Here is a 17203-nt window from a genome sequence, read left to right on the forward strand (position 1 = left end):
CCGCAGGCTCGGCCCAAGCTGTTTCAGGCTTGCTCGAAGCGGGCGAGGCCGGTGCGGCCGGCTCGGACCGCGCGAGGTCGGCGGGGGCGTGGCGCGGAGCCTTCGCGGAGGATTTCGCCTTGGCGGCACCGGGCTTGGCCCCGGGCCGGCCCTTGTCCGGGACGACGGAGGCGATCCACGTCTCCAGCGGCACGCCGGCGCGGCGCGCCACGTCTCGGGCAGCGTCGAGCACGTCGGGATCGAAGGTGTCGAAGCTCGGCGTCGCGGTTCGGGTCATCATCGGGCCTGCGTTCGGCGGCATTCGGCACCGGTTCCGGACGACATGCGCGGACGCTTGTGACGTGTCCGGAACGTGGGCCTCGGATCGGTTGTCGTGGACCATTAACTTTCTTGGTAAACACCCGGTTAAGACGGAGGCCGCGTGTCGCTATGGTTGAAAGCTCCGCATCGTGCCGCGCCCCCTTGCCCTCGCGCGGCCGGATAGTTTATATATGAACTATCGAGGGACCCACCGATCCGCGAGCGATCGGGCGGGGCCTCCGCCCAGCTGGAGGATGAAGAGATGCCGAGCTATCGCGCCCCGGTCGAGGACACCCTTTTCCTCCTCAACGACGTGCTCGGCTTCCACAACCACGCGAACCTCGCGGGCTTCGCGGACGCCACCCCGGACATGGTCGAGGCGGTGCTGAACGAGGGCGCCAAGCTCGCCGACACGGTGCTCGCCCCGCTCAACCGGGTCGGCGACCTCGAAGGCTGCACCCGCCAGGCGGACGGCTCGGTGACGACGCCGAAGGGCTTCAAGGCGGCCTACGACGCCTACGCCCAGGGCGGCTGGATGGGCCTGTCGGTGCCCGAGGAATACGGCGGCCAGGGCTTGCCGCACACGCTGAACACCGCGATCCAGGAATTCGCCTCCGGCGCCAACCTCGCCCTCGGGATGTATCCGGGCCTGACGCAGGGCGCGATGGCGGCGCTCCTGGTGCACGGCTCGGACGAGCAGAAGGCCACCTACCTGCCGAAGATGGTCGAGGGCGCCTGGACCGGCACCATGAACCTGACCGAGCCGCATTGCGGCACCGATCTCGGCCTCCTGAAGACCAAGGCCGCGCCGAACGGCGACGGCTCCTACGCGCTCACCGGCACCAAGATCTTCATCTCGGCGGGCGAGCACGACCTCTCGGAGAACATCGTCCACCTCGTCATCGCCCGGATCGAGGGCGCGCCGGCCGGCACCAAGGGCATCTCGCTCTTCGTGGTGCCGAAGTTCCTGGTGAACGCCGACGGCTCGGTCGGCGCGCGCAACGGCGTGTCCTGCGGCTCGATCGAGCACAAGATGGGCATCCACGGCAATTCTACCTGCGTGATGAACTACGACGGCGCCACCGGCTGGCTCGTCGGCCAGGAGAACCGCGGCCTCAACGCGATGTTCGTCATGATGAACGAGGCGCGCCTCGCCGTCGGCGTGCAGGGCCTCGGCCAGTCCGAGGTCGCCTACCAGAACGCGGTCGCCTACGCGAAGGATCGGATCCAGGGCCGCTCGCTCACCGGTGCGAAGGCGCCCGAGAAGGCCGCCGACCCGATCATCGTCCACCCGGACGTGCGCCGCACGCTGATGGGCATCCGCGCCTTCAACGAGTCGGCCCGCGCGCTGATGCTCTGGACCGCGCTGCAGTCGGACGTCTCGCACCGCTCCGAGGACGCGAAGGAGCGCCAGACCGCCGACGACCTGCTCGGCCTGCTCACCCCGGTGGTCAAGGGCGTGCTCACCGACCGGGGCTTCGCCAACGCGGTCGAAGCCCAGCAGATGTTCGGCGGCCACGGCTACATCGAGGAATGGGGCATGTCGCAGTTCGTGCGCGATGCCCGCATCGCGATGATCTACGAAGGCGCCAACGGCATCCAGGCGATGGACCTGATCGGCCGCAAGCTCCCCAAGGACGGCGGCCGCGCGATGATGGCCTTCCTCGGCGAGGTCCAGGCCTTCATCAAGGACAACGACGAGGACGAGGCGCTGAAGGCCTATACCGGGCCGCTCCAAGCCGGGCTGAACGACCTGCAGGGCGCCACCATGTGGTTCATGCAGAACGCGTTCTCGAAGCCGGACAACGCCGGCGCCGGCGCCACCGACTACATGCACCTCCTCGGCCTCGTCGCAATGGGCTACATGTGGGGCAGGATCGCCAAGGCGGCGAACGCGAAGCTGGCCGAGCTGCCGGCGCGCATGGACGCCAAGCTCGCCACCGGCCGCTTCTACATGGAGCGGGTGCTGCCCGAGACCGCGATGCGCCTGGTGCGCATCAAGGCCGGCGCGGACTCGACCATGGCGGTGCCGGCCGAGGCGTTCTGAGGCGCAAGCCCTCCCTCTCCACCCTCTCGCGCAGGCGGGATGGGGGTACGCGGTGCGGCTGCGCAAGTCGGAAAGATCAAGGGAAACGCCATGACCGAGGCCTTCATCTACGACCACGTCCGCACCCCCCGCGGCCGCGGCAAGCCGGACGGGTCGCTGCACGAGGTCACGGCCTTGCGGCTGGCCGAGACGGCGCTGCGCGCGCTCAAGGATCGCAACGGGCTCGACACCAGCCGCGTCGACGACGTGGTGCTCGGCTGCGTCGACCCGGTCGGCGAGGCCGGCGGCGACATCGCCCGCGCCGCCGCGCTCGTCGCCGACTACGGCACCCACGTGCCGGGCGTGCAGATCAACCGCTTCTGCGCCTCGGGCCTCGACGCGATCAACTTCGCCGCCGCCCAGGTGATGGCCGGTCAGCACGACATGACGGTCGGCGGCGGCGTCGAATCGATGAGCCGCGTCGGCTTGGGCGCCTCGGGCGGCGCCTGGCCGGTCGACCCGGCGATCGCGATCAAGTCCTACTTCATGCCCCAGGGCGTCTCCGCCGACCTGATCGCCACCAAGTACGGGTTCAGCCGCGACGATTGCGACGCCTACGCGGTGCAGTCGCAGAAACGCTCGGGCAAGTCGTGGGCCGAGGGCCTGTTCAAGGGCTCGGTCGTGCCGGTGCGCGACGTGAACGGCATCACGCTGCTCGACCGCGACGAGCACATGCGGCCCACGACCGACATGCAGTCGCTCGGCCAGCTGAAGGCCTCGTTCGTCCAGATGGGCCAGATGGGCGGGTTCGACGCGGTGGCGGTGGACGCACACCCGGACGTCGAGGCGGTGGACCACGTCCACCATGCCGGCAACTCGTCGGGCATCGTCGACGGCGCGGCGGCCGTGCTGATCGGCTCGCGGAAGGCCGGGCAGGGCGCCGGCTTGAGGCCGCGGGCCCGGATCCGCGCCTTCGCCAACATCGGCTCCGACCCGGCGCTGATGCTGACCGGCCCTGTCGACGTGACCAAGAAGGTGCTGGCACGCGCCGGCATGCAGCTGTCCGACATCGACCTGTTCGAGGTCAACGAGGCCTTCGCCGCGGTCGTGCTGCGCTTCCAGCAGGCGTTCGACCTCGATCCGGCCAAGGTCAACGTCAACGGCGGCGCCATCGCCATGGGCCATCCGCTCGGTGCCACCGGCGCGATGATCCTCGGCACCGTGCTCGACGAGCTGGAGCGCACCGGCAAGGAGCGCGCCCTGGTGACCCTGTGCATCGGCGCCGGCATGGGCACGGCGACCATCATCGAGCGGGTCTGACCCCGGGGGCCGGAACGGCCGGCGCGTTCCCTATTCCGGGCGAACGCTGCTAGAGCCGGCCCCGACCCGTGCCGGGAAACGGCAGGGACGACACGAACCTTTGGGAGAAACGATGACCCGCCTGCTCGCCACCCTGTGCCTGACGACCGCGCTCGCCCTTCCCATCGCCGCCCGCGCGGACGAGGCGGCCGACAAGGTCGCGGAAGCCAAGACACTCGTCAGCAAGACGCTGATCAAGAACCTGAAGACCGGCTTCGACGCCGCGCTGGAGAAGACCGTCGCCGCGATGCCCGACGACAAGTCGGAGCCGGTCCGCAAGGAGCTGATGGCCGAGTTCGACAAGCAGAGCGGCATCATGATCGATGGCCTGTCGAAGGAATACGCGACGAAGTTCACGCTGCCGGAACTCAAGCACCTCAACGAGATCTACGAGGACAAGACCTACCTCAAGTTCCAGACCATCAACGCAGACCCGTCCTCGTCGGTGACGGCGATCTCGCAGGCCTCCGTCACCAAGCTGCTCAACATGCTGGCGATCGCGGCGGCGGGCGACAACACGCCGAAGCCCGGCGCGCCGATGCCGACGCCGACGCCCGCCCCGGCGCCTGCGCCGGCCCCGACCCCGGCGCGCTGAGCCGGCGGCGGAGCGATCCGGGCATGTCCCTTCAAGCTGGCATGTGCCTTCACGCTGGCATGTCTCCTCAGCCCAGCTCAGGCGGCGCGCACGGATCGCTCCGACCCGGGAAAGCCCGCCACCTCCGGCAGACCTTCGAACAGGGGCTTGGCGAAGTGGTAGCCCTGGAACAACGTGATGCCGAGGTCGCGCAGGGCGTCGAGCTCGCCCTGCGTCTCGACGCCCTCGGCCAGAACCGAGACGCCGAGCGCGCGGGCGATGGCGACGAGGCCCGCCACGATGGCGCCGCGCCCGGCGTCGACGTCGATGCCGCGCAGCAGGTCCATGTCGATCTTGATCAGGTCGGGACGGAAGTTCGCCAGGAGGCTCAGCCCGGCATAGCCGGCGCCGAAATCGTCGAGCGCGGTGAGGAAGCCCTGACGCCGGTACTCGGCGACGATGCGCTTCACATGGGGGACGTCGCGGAAGCGCTCGTTCTCGGTGAACTCGAACATGATCCGGCGATGCTCGAAGCCGACCCGGCGCGCGGCCTCGAGCGAGGCGCGGATGCAGGCCGCCGGCTCGTAGACGGCGTTGGGCATGAAGTTGATCGACAGGCGCGTCGCGTCGTGCTTCGGGAACAGGCGGCCGGCGAGCTCGATCGCCTTGACCCGCGCGGCCTGGTCGAAGCGGTAGCGCGTCTCGTCCGTCACCCGGTCGAGGATGGAGGCGGCCGACTGCCCCCCCGGCCCGCGGACCAGGGCCTCGTAGCCCCAGACCCGACCCTCGGTCGTGTCGACGATCGGCTGGAACGCCATGGTGAAGGCGAAATCGAGGGCCTCGCCGTCGCGGCAGGCCCGGCACTTGGCCTCCGCGGCCTTGGCACCCGTCGTCTTGCCGTCCACGACCTGGGCATCGCTTAACATGGGTTACTTCCCGTTACTTGAACCCCGCACTCCTTCTGAAGCGCAACACTCTCCACACTGTTAACGCGCCGAACTTAAGTCCTTCAGCCACCCGAGGATCAGCGATGAATCTCCAGAACTTCCGCTTCGAGACCGATGCCGACGGCGTGGCGTTGGCGACCTGGGACTGCCCCGGCCGCTCGATGAACGTCATCACCCAAGCGGTGATCGACGAGATCGAGGCCATCGTCGACGCGGTCGTCGCCGACCCGGCCGTGAAGGGCTGCGTCATCACCTCGGGCAAGGACAACTTCTCGGGCGGCGCCGACCTGACGATGCTGCAGGGGCTCGGGCTCGAATACGAGAAGCTCAAGCGCGAGCAGGGCGAGGAGCCCGCCATGCGCCACTTCTTCGAGGCCTCGCGCCGGCTCTCGCTGGTGTTCCGCAAGCTCGAGACCTGCGGCAAGCCCTTCGCGGCGGCGGTGAGCGGCATCTGCCTCGGCGGCGCGTTCGAGCTGGCCCTGTCGTGCCATCACCGCGTGGTCTCGGACGACCCGAAGACCCGCGTCGGCCTGCCCGAGATCAAGGTCGGCCTGTTTCCCGGCGGTGGCGGCACGCAGCGCGTCGCGCGGCTGATGCAGACGGGCGACGCACTGCAGATGCTGTTCAAGGGCGAGCAGATCCGGCCGGCCATGGCCAAGAGCATGGGCCTCGTCCACGAGGTCGCGGGCAAGGACGAGATCGTCGCCAAGGCCAAGGCCTGGATCCTGGCCGGCGGCTCGGCGGTGGCGCCCTGGGACGTCCCGAAGTTCAAGGCGCCCTCGGGCAAGGTCTACTCACCGGCCGGCATGATGATCTGGCCGCCGGCCAACGCGATCTACCGGCGCGAGACCCACGACAACTACCCGGCGGCGAAGGCCATCCTGGCCTCGGTCTACGAGGGCCTGCAGCTGCCGATGGATCTCGGACTGAAGGTCGAGAGCCGCTACTTCGCGATGATCCTGCGCACCAAGGAGGCGGCGGCGATGATCCGCACGCTGTTCATCTCGATGGGCGAGCTGAACAAGGGCGCGCGCCGCCCGAAGGACGTCCCCGCCACGAGCCTCAAGAAGGTCGGCGTGGTCGGCGCCGGCTTCATGGGCGCCGGCGTCGCCTACGTCACGGCCAACGCCGGCCTGGAGGTGGTGCTCGTCGACCAGTCGAGCGAGGCGGCCGAGAAGGGCAAGGCCTACGCCCACGCGCTGATCACCGGCCAGATCAACAAGGGCCGCGCCAAGACCGCGGACCGCGACGCGCTGCTCGCCCGCATCACGGCGTCCGCCGACTACGCGGACCTGGCCGATTGCGACCTCGTCATCGAGGCGGTGTTCGAGGACCCGCGGGTGAAGGCCGAGGTGATCGCCAAGGTCGAGGCGGTGATCGGCCCCGACACGATCTTCGCCTCCAACACCTCGACGCTGCCGATCTCCGGCCTCGCCAAGGCGTCGTCGCGCCCCGAGCAGTTCGTCGGCATCCACTTCTTCTCGCCGGTCGAGAAGATGATGCTCGTCGAGATCATCAAGGGCGAGGCCACCGGCGACCGGGCGCTCGCCACGGCGCTAGACTACGTCCGCACCGTGAAGAAGACCCCGATCGTCGTGAACGACGCCCGCGGCTTCTTCGCCAACCGCTGCGTCGGTGCCTACATCCTCGAGGGGCACAAGATGCTCAACGAGGGCGTGCCGCCCGCGATGATCGAGAACGCCGGCAAGATGGCCGGCATGCCGGTCGGCCCGCTCTCGCTGAACGACGAGGTGGCGTTGGACCTCGGCCTCAAGATCGCCAAGGCGACGGAGGCGCAGCTCGGGCCCGACGCGGTCGACCCGGCGCAGAAGGCGCTGCTCGTCGAACTCGTCGAGACCCAGGGCCGACTCGGGCGCAAGAACAAGAAAGGCTTCTACGACTACCCGGAGGGCGCGCCCAAGCGCCTTTGGCCCGGCCTCAAGGACCTGCAGCCCACCCGCCTCGACCCCGACACCCTCGACATCGCCGAGCTGAAGCACCGCCTCCTGGTGGTCCAGGCGCTGGAGGCCGCGCGCACGGTGGGCGAGGGCGTCATCACCGACCCGCGCGAGGCCGACGTCGGCTCGATCCTCGGCTTCGGCTTCGCGCCCTTCACCGGCGGCGCGCTGTCCTACATCGACTTCATGGGCGCGAAGGACTTCGTGGCGCTCGCCGAGGGCCTGGAAGCCAAGCACGGCCCGCGCTTCGCCGTGCCGGACAACCTGCGCGCCCTGGCCGAGACCGGCGGCACGTTCTACGGCGAGGCGGCGAAGAAGGCGGCGTGAGGCGAGCCTCGCTCCTCGCTCCCCGGGAGGAGCGACGCGTCCGCTTCTCCCCCGTCATCCCGGGGCGCCGAAGGCGAGCCCGGGATCCCGAGCCGCCGCGCATGCCGTTGGGGGCGGAACGCATCCGCTCCTTCGCCCACGGACGGCGGTGCTGGATTCCGGGCTCTGCTTCGCAGCCCCGGAATGACGGCTCCTGTTTCGGATAGGGGGCGGACATCCCGCCTCACCCCACCGCGGCGAGGCGGCGCCGCAGAACCTCGACGTCGGCGTGGTTGTTCGACAGCAGGTCGGTGATGTCGCCGACGACGAGGGCCTTCACATGGCGGCAGCGCACCCCGTGGCGGCCGGCCATGCAGGTGCAGCGCAGCGTCAACCCGCTCGTGCGGTCCTCCAGCGAGACCTCGTAGCGGTTGCCGGTGCTGCCGCGCATCGCGAAGCACAGGGCGTCGGGCACCGCGGGCTTCAGGGCGCGCAGGATGCGGTCGCTGATGGCGCCCGCGCCCGCCCGCGGCACCGCGGCGCTGCCGTCGATCCGCGTCGCCGGCAGCGACAGCACCCGCGACAGGTCGGGCACGTCCGCGGCCTCCGTCTGCCGGACGGCGGCGAGCGCGATCTCGGCGCAGGCGTAGGCGTCCTCGCCGGCGTCGTGGTGCTCGAAGCGGATGCCGAGGCGCCTTGCGACCTTGCCGAGCCCGCAGCCCTCCGGGTCCGGGAACACGCGCCGGGCGACCTGGACCGTGCAGAGGTAGCGCAAGGGAGGCGCCGGTAGCCCGCAGGCCTGGAGCGAGGCCCGCAGCACGCCGATGTCGAAGCTCGCGTTGTGGGCGAGGATCAGCCCGCCGGCGAGGTCGGGCAGGAACTCGGCGACCGCCTCGCCGAAGCCGGGCTTGTCGCGCACGTCGGCCGGGACGATCCCGTGGACGCGGATGTTGCCGGGCGCGAACCGCAGCTCCGGCGGCCGGATCAGCCGGGACGCGCGCCGGACCACGCGGCCCCCCTCGATCCAGGCGAGCCCGATCGCGCAGGCGCTGTCGCGCCGCTCGTTGGCGGTCTCGAAGTCGAGGGCGACGACGGTCATGAGCCCAGGGACGGCCGCGAGGATGTCATGCCCCAGGTCTATGACCCGGCGACTCTCGCTTCAAGCGGCTGCGACCATCGCGAGCCATTCGTCTTCCGAGACGACGCGCACCCCGTGCTTCTCGGCATCCTTCAGCTTCGAGCCGGCGCCGGGGCCGGCGACGACGAGGTCGGTCTTGGCCGAGACCGAGCCCGAGACCTTGGCGCCGAGGCGCTCGGCGGTGGCCTTGGCCTCGTTGCGGGTCATCTTCTCCAGAGTCCCGGTGAAGACCACCGTCTTGCCGGAGAACGCCGCGGTGCTCGCGGACGCCTCCATCGGGGCGACCTGGACCTCCTTGAGCAGCGCCGACACGGCGGCGTCGTTGTGCGGCTCGGAGAAGAACGCGATCAGCGAGTCGGTCGCCACCGGGCCGATCTCGCCGTCGTCGGCGAAGACCCGGTAGGCGTCGCCGGGGCGCTGCTCGGCGGCCCGCGCGATCGCCGCGCGCACCGCGTCCAGGCTGCCGTAATGCGCGAGCAGGCTCGCGCGCTGGCTGGTGCTGAACCGGATCTTGCCGGCCTCCGTCGGCGCGGCCTCGCCCTCGTCGGTATCGCCCGCCTCCGCCGGAAGGCCGGCCTCGAGCAGCCGGTCGCGGGTGGTCGGCCCGATGCGCGGCACCGCGGAGAATTCGATCCAGTCCGGCCCGGCCTGCGCGTCGGCTGCGGCCCGCAACGCCTGCTTCAGGGCGGAAAAATCCGAGAACCGCTTGGCCAGCGCCTTGGCGGTCGACTCGCCGATGTCGGGTATGCCCAGCGCGAACAGGAAGCGGTTCATCGGCAGGCGGCGGCGCTCGGTGACCGCGGCGAGCAGGTTGTGGATCGCCTTGTCCTCCTCCTCGCCCTTCTTCTTCGTCGGCTTCTTCGGCGCCGGAGCCCCCTCCGCCCGGCGCTCCGCCGACAGGGCCTCGCGGCGCGCGACGATCGCCACCTTCAGCGGCTCGAACTCCAGGGTGAACAGGTCGGCGGGCTGGCGCACGAGGCCGGCCTCGAACAGCACCTCGATGTAGGTCTGTCCGAATCCTTCGAGGTCGAAGCCGTTGCGCGAGACGAAGTGCTTCAGGCGCTCGACGCCTTGCGCCGGGCAGATCAGCCCGCCGGTGCAGCGCCGCACCGCGTCGGGCTTGCCGGTGCGTGGGTTGATCTCGCGCACCGCCTTGCTGCCGCAGGCCGGGCAGGTCTCGGGGAAGACGAAGGGCCGGGCGTCGGCCGGGCGCTTGTCGAGTACCACGTCCATCACCTTGGGGATCACGTCGCCGGCCCGCAGCACCACAACGGTGTCGCCGACGCGGATGTCGCGGCCGTCGCGGATCGGCTCGCCGTCCCCGCCGACGCCCTTCACGTAGCCCTCGTTGTGCAGCGTCGCGTTCGAGACCACGACGCCACCCACCGTCACCGGGCGCAGCCGCGCGAGCGGGTTGAGCGAGCCGCTGCGGCCGACGTTGATGTCGATGCCCTCGACCACGGTGAACGCCTCCTGCGCGGCGAACTTGTGGGCCAGCGCCCAGCGGGGGCTGCGCGAGACGAAGCCGAGCCGCTTCTGCAGGGCGAGGTCGTCGACCTTGTAGACGACGCCGTCGATGTCGTAGCCGAGCGTCGGCCGGTCCGCCTCGATCGTCCGATAGTGCGCGATCATGCCGGCGGCGTCGGCGCAGGTGACGGTCAGCGGGTTCACCGGCAGGCCCCAGGCGCGAAACAGCGCCATCACCCCCGATTGCGTCCCCTCGAAGGGCGGCTCCACCTCGCCCCAGGCGTAGGCGAAGAACTTGAGCGGCCGCGCCGCCGTGATACCCGGGTCGAGCTGGCGCAGGGAGCCGGCCGCGGCGTTGCGCGGGTTGGCGAAGAGCGGTTTTCCCGCAGCCTCCTGGCGGGCGTTGATCGCGGCGAAATCCGCGTGCGAGAGGTAGACCTCGCCGCGCACCTCGCAGATTGCCGGCCAGCCGCTGCCGGCGAGCGCCTGCGGGATGTCCTCGACCGTGCGGGCGTTGGCCGTGACGTTCTCGCCGGTCTCGCCGTCGCCGCGGGTGGCGGCGGTGACGAGGCGCCCGTCCTCGTAGCGCAGGGACAGCGACAGCCCGTCGATCTTCGGCTCGGCGGTGAAGGCGAGCGGCGCCTCCGGCCGGTTCAGGAACCGGCGCACGCGGGCCACGAACTCCTCGACCTCCTCGTCGGCGAAGGCGTTGCCGAGGGAGAGCATCGGGACGGCATGGCGCACCTTGGCGAATTTTTCGGACGGCTTCGCGCCGACCGCCGTGCTCGCCAACCCGGTGCCGGCGAGATCGGGAACTTGCGCTTCCAGCGTCTCCAGCTCCCGGCGCAGGGCATCGTAGGCGGCATCCGAGATCTCGGGCGCATCCTCCTGGTGGTAGAGCCGGTCGGCCTCGGCGATCTCCGCGGAGAGGGCGGCGTGGCGCGCCCGCGCCGCGTCCGCGGTGAGCGTCGGGCTCGGCGCATTGGATTTTCGCGCGTCGAACTTCTCGGCGTCGGACTTCTCAGCGTCGGACTTGGTCGTGGCGGAGTTGGGCTTCGGCATCGGGCTCAGGACTTCCGCATTGGGCGATCGGGCTTCTAACCGATTTCCCCCCGGCCGAGATCACTTCCCGATCGAGCCGAAGCGTCGCGATGCACAGGGATCGCGCGTGGCTCGCGCGGCCGGGGCAGGATCAGCTCCGGGCGCCGCACCAGCGCCGCGGCCCCGAGCAGGACCAGTCCGGCGAGGATCGCGACCAGCGACAGGGGCAGCACCGGCATCAGCGCGCCGGAGGCCGCGCCGCCGGCGACGGAGCCGAGGTTCATCACCGCCATGAATACCTCGAACTGCGTCGCCGCGCCGGCGCGTCCGCGGCTCGCCTGCATCAGCGCCGGCACCAGGGCGACGATCAGCAGGCCGGGCAGGACGTTGGTGAAGCCGAGGATCAGCGGCCCGGCCGACCCGGCCAGGCCCGCCGCGATCAGGGCGGCGGTGGCGAGGAACGCGGCGGCGCTCGCCAGGAACAGGGCGCGCAGCGCCGGCAGCGGCCCGGCGCGGTCGCACCACGACCCGATGGCCACGGCACCCACCGTCCCGCCCGCGAAGGCGAGGCCGGCCTGGAGCCGCGACAGGGCGGCGGCATCCCAGCCCTGCGCCTGCACGAGGTCGACGGAGAACGGCAGCTCGAACAGCGCGAGCGCGGCATCGACCGCGAAGCACAACGCGACGAGCCGCAGGGCGTGCGGCCGGCGCAGGCCAAGGCCCAGCCGGCGCAGGAACCGCCCGAACGGCACGTTCCGCCCGGCGTCGGCGCCGACGCGGCGCGCCGACGAGAGGAAGGCGTCGCCCGGCGCCTCGCGCACCAGCAGGATCGGCAGGCTGGCGAAAATCGCGGCCGCGAGCAGGCACAGGGCTCCGAACCGGAACCCGTAGGCCGCGAGCAGCCAGCCGAACAGGCCGGCGCCGAGGCTGGTGCCGGCGACGAACCCGGCCCGGGTGCAGGCGCTCATCCGCCCGAGCTCGCCCTGTGGGACATGGTCCATCACCATCCGGTCGCAGGCGGTGTCGAGCAGGGCGGCGAAGGTGCTGTGGGCGAGGAACACGAGGCCGAGCGCCCCGAGCGACCGTTCGCCGGGCACCAGCAGCAGCCCGGCCAGCGCCAGGTGGCAGCCGAGGATCGCGAGCACGCTCCAGGCGCGGCGCCGCCCCATCGCGAACCCGCTCGCGCGATCGACCAGCGGCCCCCACAGGATCGGCTGGACCGTCCAGGGCAGGCCGGCGACGGCGAAGTGGAGGCCGACCTCCGCGCTCGACACGCCCTGCGCCGCCAGATGGTTGGCGAGCGCGGTGAGGGAGAATCCGGCGACCAGGCCCTGGTAGAGATAGGTGGCGAAGAACACGCCGTAGCGCGCCCTACGATCCTGCAGGGTCGGCAGCCGAACCGACGACCGACCTGACGACCACCGTGCGGCCGCACCGGCTTGCGGACCCGGCCGCACGGGCGGATCCTCGCCGCCGCTCATCGCCGAAGGTCTTTCATTGCACGCGCACCCGCTCCGCCCCGATCCTACGACGGAAGCCGGCCGAACGCGCGCGCCTTTCGCTCCCCCCGCAGAGAGGGGAGCGAACAGCAGGTTTCCGGCGAAGGCATCATGAGCGACGGTTGGATCGTCACCGAACCCGGCCCCACCGATACGATCCAGATCTGGAGCGTCGACCTCGCCCTGTCCACGGATCGGCTCGCGCGCTGCGATGCCTGGCTTTCGCCCGCGGAGGCCGCCCGCGCCGGCCGCTTCCTCCGGGCGGAGGATCGCGACCGGTCCCGCGTGAGCCACGCGGCGCTCCGCCTGATCCTCGCCCATGCGCTCGGCGTGGCGGCCGAGGCGCTCGCCTTCGCGCCGGGGCCGGCCGGCAAGCCGGAATTGGCCGGGGCACAGGCGGGCGCGCTGCACTTCAACCTGTCGCATTCGGGCACACGCGCCCTCGTCGGGGTCTCGCCCAAAGCCGCGATCGGGGTCGACGTCGAGGCGCTGCGCCCGGTTCCCGACGCGTTGCGCATCGCTCGTGCGCATTTCGCGCGCGCGGAAGCCGAGGCGCTGGCAGCCCTGCGGCCCGAAGAAGTCGATGCGGCCTTCACCGGATTGTGGACACGCAAGGAGGCGGTGGTGAAGGCGCTGGGGGCTGGCCTGTCCCTGCCGCTCGACCACCTCGCCCTGACCCTGCCGCCGGCGCCGCCGCGCCTCGTCGCGATCGTCGGCGACGACCCCGAGGCCTGGAGCCTCCACCACCTCGAACCCGGCCCCGGCACGGTCGGCACCGCGGCGATCCGCGCAGCCGGCGCCACCATCGCCCGCTGCGCGCTGCCGGAGGATTGGCTGGACCGCCACCCGCGCTGAGCGTGCGAAACGGCGACCCCGTGCGAGATGCCGCTTGCGGCCGACCCTGGCCCCGGTTATACCCCCGCTCGCTGGCGAAGCCGCCGGCCGTCGGAGTGTAGCGCAGTCTGGTAGCGCACCACGTTCGGGACGTGGGGGTCGCAGGTTCAAATCCTGCCACTCCGACCAGTTTCCCCTAGGGGAGCGGTCTTCCCGGCTCAGAGAGCAGCGGCCCGGCCACAGGTTCGGCCACAGGTTGGTGCAAGAACCGCTCAATCGGTCCTTCGAAACCCTGCCCGCTCGACAGGCCGAACTTGCCCCTGAACCTTCACGCGAATTGCACCGCTCGCCTCGAAGAAGTGCTGACCGCCGGGATGCGGAAGCTCCAGGTCATCTACGGCGTGATCCTGGCTTGGCAGACCATCGACGTTCTCCTCCCGCTCAACGACGTCGTCCCGAAGCAGGACCGCTTGCCGGTTCCCCTGTCCGCCATGATCGATGAGCGGCCGGTCTCGGACTTCGCCGCCGACCGGATCGGCCGGCTCCTGTCCGACCTCGGCACATTCCAAGACATGGCGATCCCGATTCCCGAGCAGCTCGTCGGGCTCGTGCCCTTCGCGGATCCGGCGCCGATCGCACGGCGGATCGTCGATGAGTTCGCGTCTCTTCCGTGGGACTATGTCTTCAGCCTCCGGCTACCACGCTCGATCGGGACGGTGTTGGCGACCCTGATGGACGGGGTGGGGCCGATGGAGATCGGGGGCGGCATCTCGCTTGTCCGGACGGGGGATGCGCTGCAGGAGCAGTTCCCGCTGCCCTACGCGTCCAACCTGCTCATGGCCCTCGGCGCCAAAGGGGCCTGGGAGACGGACGCCGTCTACCTGCAGGTGCCGGGATCCGGGTACGCCGATCGGTACGGGACCACGGGTACGGTGCTACGGGCGGTCGAGACGCTGCAGACATTCCTCGGCCTCGGCATCGCGCTGCACCTGTTCCGCTACAACCCGTCCTCGAACTCGACCCCGTTCGGTCCGCCTCGCAGCTCGTACCACGTACACCGGCACGTCGCCGGGGCGTGGGTGCACGACGCGAGCGTCGACATGGAGGCGACCGTCGTCATGGGGCTGGAGGGGTTCGACTGCACCGGCCTGGCGGGCAGCCAGAGCTACGTCGGGTTCGTTGGGGCGGTGCTGCAGACGATGAAGTCCTGCTTCTCCCTCCCGAGCGAGGCCGGCCGGATCCTACGAGCGGCGCAATGGCTCGCAGGCAGCTACGCGAGCCGAAACGAGACCCTCGCGTTCGTCCAGGCCATGGTCGCCATGGAGATCCTGCTCGGCGACAAGAAGACGAGCGACATGGTCGGGATCGGCGAGCTTCTCAGCAACCGGTGCGCCTACCTCATCGGTGAGAGCCAAGCCGATCGGGAGGCGGTCCTCGCCGAGTTTCGCGGCCTCTACAAGGTCCGGTCGGAGATCGTCCATAGCGGCAAGACCCGGCTCTCCTACTCCGAGCGCGAGAAATTCCAGATGCTTCGCAGCATCTGCCAGCGTTCGATCGCCGCGGAGATCGAGCTCCTCAGGAAGAATCAGGCGGGCTAGGCAGCCCGCTTCCGCCCCCTCCCGCCGAGGGCCGCCCGCGCCCCCTCCATATGGGCCGGAGAATGGTGCCCGTACCGCCGCTCGATCATCTCGACCGTCATGCCGACGTATCCGGCGAGCTCCCAAATATCGACGCCGGCCTGCATGCCCCAGGTCACGGCCGTGTGCCGGAGCGAGTGCCGGACCACGTCGTCGCCGAAGCCGAGGTCGTGGCACAGGTTGGCGAAGGATCGTTTCGTCGATCCCACCGGCTTGCCGTTCCACTCGACGACGTAGGTCTGGCCGAGGACGTGGTGCCAGCGCCAGAGGTGGGCGACGAGGCTGTCCGGCATCCGGACGGTCGGCGCCTTCTTGTTCTCCTTCTCCCGCGTGCCGAGCGCCTTGCGGTGAAAGATGGCCACCCTCTTCACCACCGGGACCTGGATCCGGCGCTCGTACTCGGCGCCGTCGACCACGACCTTCTCAATCCGGTCCTCGACGGACTTCTCGGTCTTCAGCTCCATCCACGGCTTGCCGACCTCGCGAACGAACGAGGCGTTGCAGACGGGTCCCGAGCGCGTGCCGGTGCGCAGGCCGACCAGAACGAATCGCGCCAGGTGGCGACCGACGAGCCGGCCGACGACCCTCTCGCCCTTGCGAGGGCCCGAGTGGACGGTCTGGACCTCGCGCTTGCGCCAGGCGCCGAGCAGGATCCGGGCGGCCTCGGCGGTCGTCAGCCAGCGATCCCGCTCCTCGCCCTTGGCCGGCAGGGTGACCCTGACGGCATCGCGAGTGAGGCCGTCGTCGACCGCATCGTTGATGGCGGCGCGCAGGTCCTCCAGCTCCCTGCGAGCCCCGCCCTCGGAGACGACCCGCGCCTTCGTCGGCTTGGAGTGCCCGCGCCGCAGCGGCTTGCCGTCGCCCGCGCGCGGCTCGCCGTCGCGGCCGAGACCCGCCCGAGCGTGCGCCTTCCACGGCGTCCCGATGCGCGAGGTCACGTACTCGGCGCAGGTGGCGCTATCGACCTCGTCGAGCGTGCGGGTTCCCCACCAATCGAGCAGCGTCCCGATCCGCTGCGCCAGCTCATGGTGTCTGGACACGCCGCCCTTCACCTCGCCGGTCGTGGGATCGACCCGTCCCTTCTTCGCGGTCAGGTACCGATCCAGGACCTCGGCGACGAGGACCTCGTTGGCTGGTCGATTCTTCCGGGGGCCGCCGGCCTCCTCCGGCGCGATGACCGACAGGCTCGCCGTGTAGTCGTCTAGGGCCTGGAGCGCGCCGCGTTCCTGATCCTTGCCCGCACCGCAGCCAGTGCTTCGGACCTGCTTGCCCTTGTGAACGATCCACCAGCACCCGCCCCGCTCGACGCCGTCGGTGTCGATGCGGCCGGGCCGCCACCAGAGATAGGGGAGCCCACGGCCTTGCTTGCCGAGGGACTTGGGCTTTGTGGCTCGCGGCTTGCGGGGCTTGGCACCTGAGGCTGGTGGCATGTCTCTCTCCATTCGCGCAACTGCCGCCGCGTCACCTCGATGAGCCGTCCCCTCCGGTGGTGCCGGAGCTCCCCCCGGCGGATCGCCCCCCGGAGGTCGTCCACCGAGAACGTCGGGAACCGCATCATCCCGGCCCGCAGCTCTAGCGCCCACGTCGCGGTTTCGAGGCCCAGCGGCTCGTCGTCGCCGGCGATCTCGGCGAGCGTCATCCGGCCCTCGCTCGCGTCGCGGGCGACGTCGGTGGACACCAAAATTTCGTACGTCGGCTTCGCGCTCATCCGGAGACGCTGACGCATTCTGTGGCCGCTTCCAATAGCGCCGGAGGTCGACGGTTAACGTGTCCGGGCGCCGCGGTCGCGGAGTCCGACTGCGCACCGCCCAGGCTTTTCGAAACCCTATTCACAGGATCCTGTTGTGCCGGTACCCGGGCCCTGACACTCTCAGGCTCTTAGGAGATCCACCCGTGAAATCGTTGCGCGCCCCCTTCCGACCGTCCCGCTGACCCCCGGAGAGCCGCGCGCCGTGCCTCCGAAAGGAGGCCCCCATGGCCGTCACGTACCTGTGTAAAGGGCGGACCAATTCCAGGCCGCTGTGGCGGAGTAAAACCAGGCCAGTGGCGGCCGGCAGCTTGAACGATGAAGGGGCCCGATCGGGCGCCTTCATCGTTCAAGCTGCCGGCCGCCACTG

General features: G+C 70.5%; 12 protein-coding genes and 1 tRNA gene. 7 read left to right on the plus strand and 6 right to left on the minus strand.

The window, feature by feature from the left end; translation table 11 throughout:
* Positions 1–280, minus strand: a 280-nt coding sequence (locus MFF13_RS23010) for a hypothetical protein (protein WP_306422444.1), incomplete at its 3' end; no start/stop codon positions are given.
* Positions 281–562: 282 nt separating this feature from the next.
* Here MFF13_RS23010 and MFF13_RS23015 point away from each other — a divergent pair.
* The 3 genes from MFF13_RS23015 to MFF13_RS23025 all read left to right on the plus strand — a co-directional run bounded on the left by MFF13_RS23015 (position 563) and on the right by MFF13_RS23025 (position 4280).
* A complete protein-coding gene (locus MFF13_RS23015) occupies positions 563–2347 on the plus strand; it encodes an acyl-CoA dehydrogenase C-terminal domain-containing protein (protein WP_147830463.1) in 1785 nt (594 codons plus the stop codon).
* A gap of 90 nt (positions 2348–2437) precedes the next feature.
* A complete protein-coding gene (locus MFF13_RS23020) occupies positions 2438–3646 on the plus strand; it encodes an acetyl-CoA C-acetyltransferase (RefSeq protein ID WP_147830465.1) in 1209 nt (402 codons plus the stop codon).
* A 112-nt stretch (positions 3647–3758) separates the two neighbouring features.
* Positions 3759–4280: a DUF2059 domain-containing protein gene (locus MFF13_RS23025; protein ID WP_147763912.1), complete on the plus strand. Its 522-nt coding sequence runs from the start codon at positions 3759–3761 to the stop codon at positions 4278–4280.
* Between the two features lie 77 nt (positions 4281–4357).
* On the opposite strand, the gene MFF13_RS23030 is transcribed toward MFF13_RS23025, so the two are convergent.
* Complete coding sequence (locus MFF13_RS23030; protein WP_238273036.1) at positions 4358–5077, minus strand: EAL domain-containing protein; 720 nt, start codon at positions 5075–5077, stop codon at positions 4358–4360.
* A gap of 212 nt (positions 5078–5289) precedes the next feature.
* Here MFF13_RS23030 and MFF13_RS23035 point away from each other — a divergent pair, with 212 nt between their 5' ends.
* A complete protein-coding gene (locus MFF13_RS23035; RefSeq protein WP_147830468.1) occupies positions 5290–7491 on the plus strand; it encodes an FAD-dependent oxidoreductase in 2202 nt (733 codons plus the stop codon).
* Between the two features lie 223 nt (positions 7492–7714).
* On the opposite strand, the gene MFF13_RS23040 is transcribed toward MFF13_RS23035, so the two are convergent.
* From MFF13_RS23040 to MFF13_RS23050, 3 genes are read right to left on the minus strand one after another with little or no spacing between them, the layout of a single operon-like run.
* Positions 7715–8569 (minus strand): 3'-5' exonuclease, encoded by an 855-nt coding sequence (locus MFF13_RS23040; protein ID WP_238273033.1) that lies wholly within the window; start codon positions 8567–8569, stop codon positions 7715–7717.
* A 60-nt stretch (positions 8570–8629) separates the two neighbouring features.
* Positions 8630–11137: an NAD-dependent DNA ligase LigA gene (ligA, locus tag MFF13_RS23045; protein WP_147830472.1), complete on the minus strand. Its 2508-nt coding sequence runs from the start codon at positions 11135–11137 to the stop codon at positions 8630–8632.
* Between the two features lie 35 nt (positions 11138–11172).
* Positions 11173–12597: an MFS transporter gene (locus tag MFF13_RS23050; RefSeq protein WP_147750644.1), complete on the minus strand. Its 1425-nt coding sequence runs from the start codon at positions 12595–12597 to the stop codon at positions 11173–11175.
* Positions 12598–12726: 129 nt separating this feature from the next.
* On the opposite strand from MFF13_RS23050, the gene MFF13_RS23055 reads away from it, so the two are divergent.
* The 3 genes from MFF13_RS23055 to MFF13_RS23065 all read left to right on the plus strand — a co-directional run bounded on the left by MFF13_RS23055 (position 12727) and on the right by MFF13_RS23065 (position 15047).
* Positions 12727–13470 carry a 4'-phosphopantetheinyl transferase family protein gene (locus MFF13_RS23055; RefSeq protein ID WP_147763918.1) on the plus strand — a complete coding sequence of 248 codons (744 nt, stop codon included), beginning with the start codon at positions 12727–12729 and terminating at the stop codon, positions 13468–13470.
* Positions 13471–13561: 91 nt separating this feature from the next.
* Positions 13562–13638: transfer RNA gene (locus MFF13_RS23060), tRNA-Pro, on the plus strand.
* A gap of 185 nt (positions 13639–13823) precedes the next feature.
* Positions 13824–15047 carry a HEPN domain-containing protein gene (locus MFF13_RS23065; protein ID WP_238273034.1) on the plus strand — a complete coding sequence of 408 codons (1224 nt, stop codon included), beginning with the start codon at positions 13824–13826 and terminating at the stop codon, positions 15045–15047.
* Here MFF13_RS23065 and MFF13_RS23070 read toward each other — a convergent pair.
* On the minus strand, positions 15044–16516 hold the full coding sequence (locus MFF13_RS23070; protein WP_238273035.1) for a site-specific integrase: 1473 nt from the start codon (positions 16514–16516) through the stop codon (positions 15044–15046). The two genes, MFF13_RS23065 and MFF13_RS23070, sit on opposite strands and share 4 nt — an antisense overlap.
* Positions 16517–17203: the final 687 nt, after the last annotated feature.

Origin of the sequence: Methylobacterium cerastii (assembly GCF_022179125.1) — a bacterium.
GTDB classification, from domain to species: domain Bacteria; phylum Pseudomonadota; class Alphaproteobacteria; order Rhizobiales; family Beijerinckiaceae; genus Methylobacterium; species Methylobacterium cerastii.

Bases quoted from the DNA above. Each gene is read 5' to 3' on its own strand.
- MFF13_RS23035 (WP_147830468.1), top strand. From the start codon at position 5,290: ATGAATCTCCAGAACTTCCGCTTCGAGACCGATGCCGACGGCGTGGCG.
- MFF13_RS23070 (WP_238273035.1), bottom strand. From the start codon at position 16,516: ATGCCACCAGCCTCAGGTGCCAAGCCCCGCAAGCCGCGAGCCACAAAG.
- ligA (WP_147830472.1), bottom strand. From the start codon at position 11,137: ATGCCGAAGCCCAACTCCGCCACGACCAAGTCCGACGCTGAGAAGTCC.
- MFF13_RS23040 (WP_238273033.1), bottom strand. From the start codon at position 8,569: ATGACCGTCGTCGCCCTCGACTTCGAGACCGCCAACGAGCGGCGCGAC.
- MFF13_RS23025 (WP_147763912.1), top strand. From the start codon at position 3,759: ATGACCCGCCTGCTCGCCACCCTGTGCCTGACGACCGCGCTCGCCCTT.
- MFF13_RS23050 (WP_147750644.1), bottom strand. From the start codon at position 12,597: ATGAGCGGCGGCGAGGATCCGCCCGTGCGGCCGGGTCCGCAAGCCGGT.
- MFF13_RS23015 (WP_147830463.1), top strand. From the start codon at position 563: ATGCCGAGCTATCGCGCCCCGGTCGAGGACACCCTTTTCCTCCTCAAC.
- MFF13_RS23055 (WP_147763918.1), top strand. From the start codon at position 12,727: ATGAGCGACGGTTGGATCGTCACCGAACCCGGCCCCACCGATACGATC.
- MFF13_RS23030 (WP_238273036.1), bottom strand. From the start codon at position 5,077: ATGGCGTTCCAGCCGATCGTCGACACGACCGAGGGTCGGGTCTGGGGC.
- MFF13_RS23065 (WP_238273034.1), top strand. From the start codon at position 13,824: ATGCGGAAGCTCCAGGTCATCTACGGCGTGATCCTGGCTTGGCAGACC.
- MFF13_RS23020 (WP_147830465.1), top strand. From the start codon at position 2,438: ATGACCGAGGCCTTCATCTACGACCACGTCCGCACCCCCCGCGGCCGC.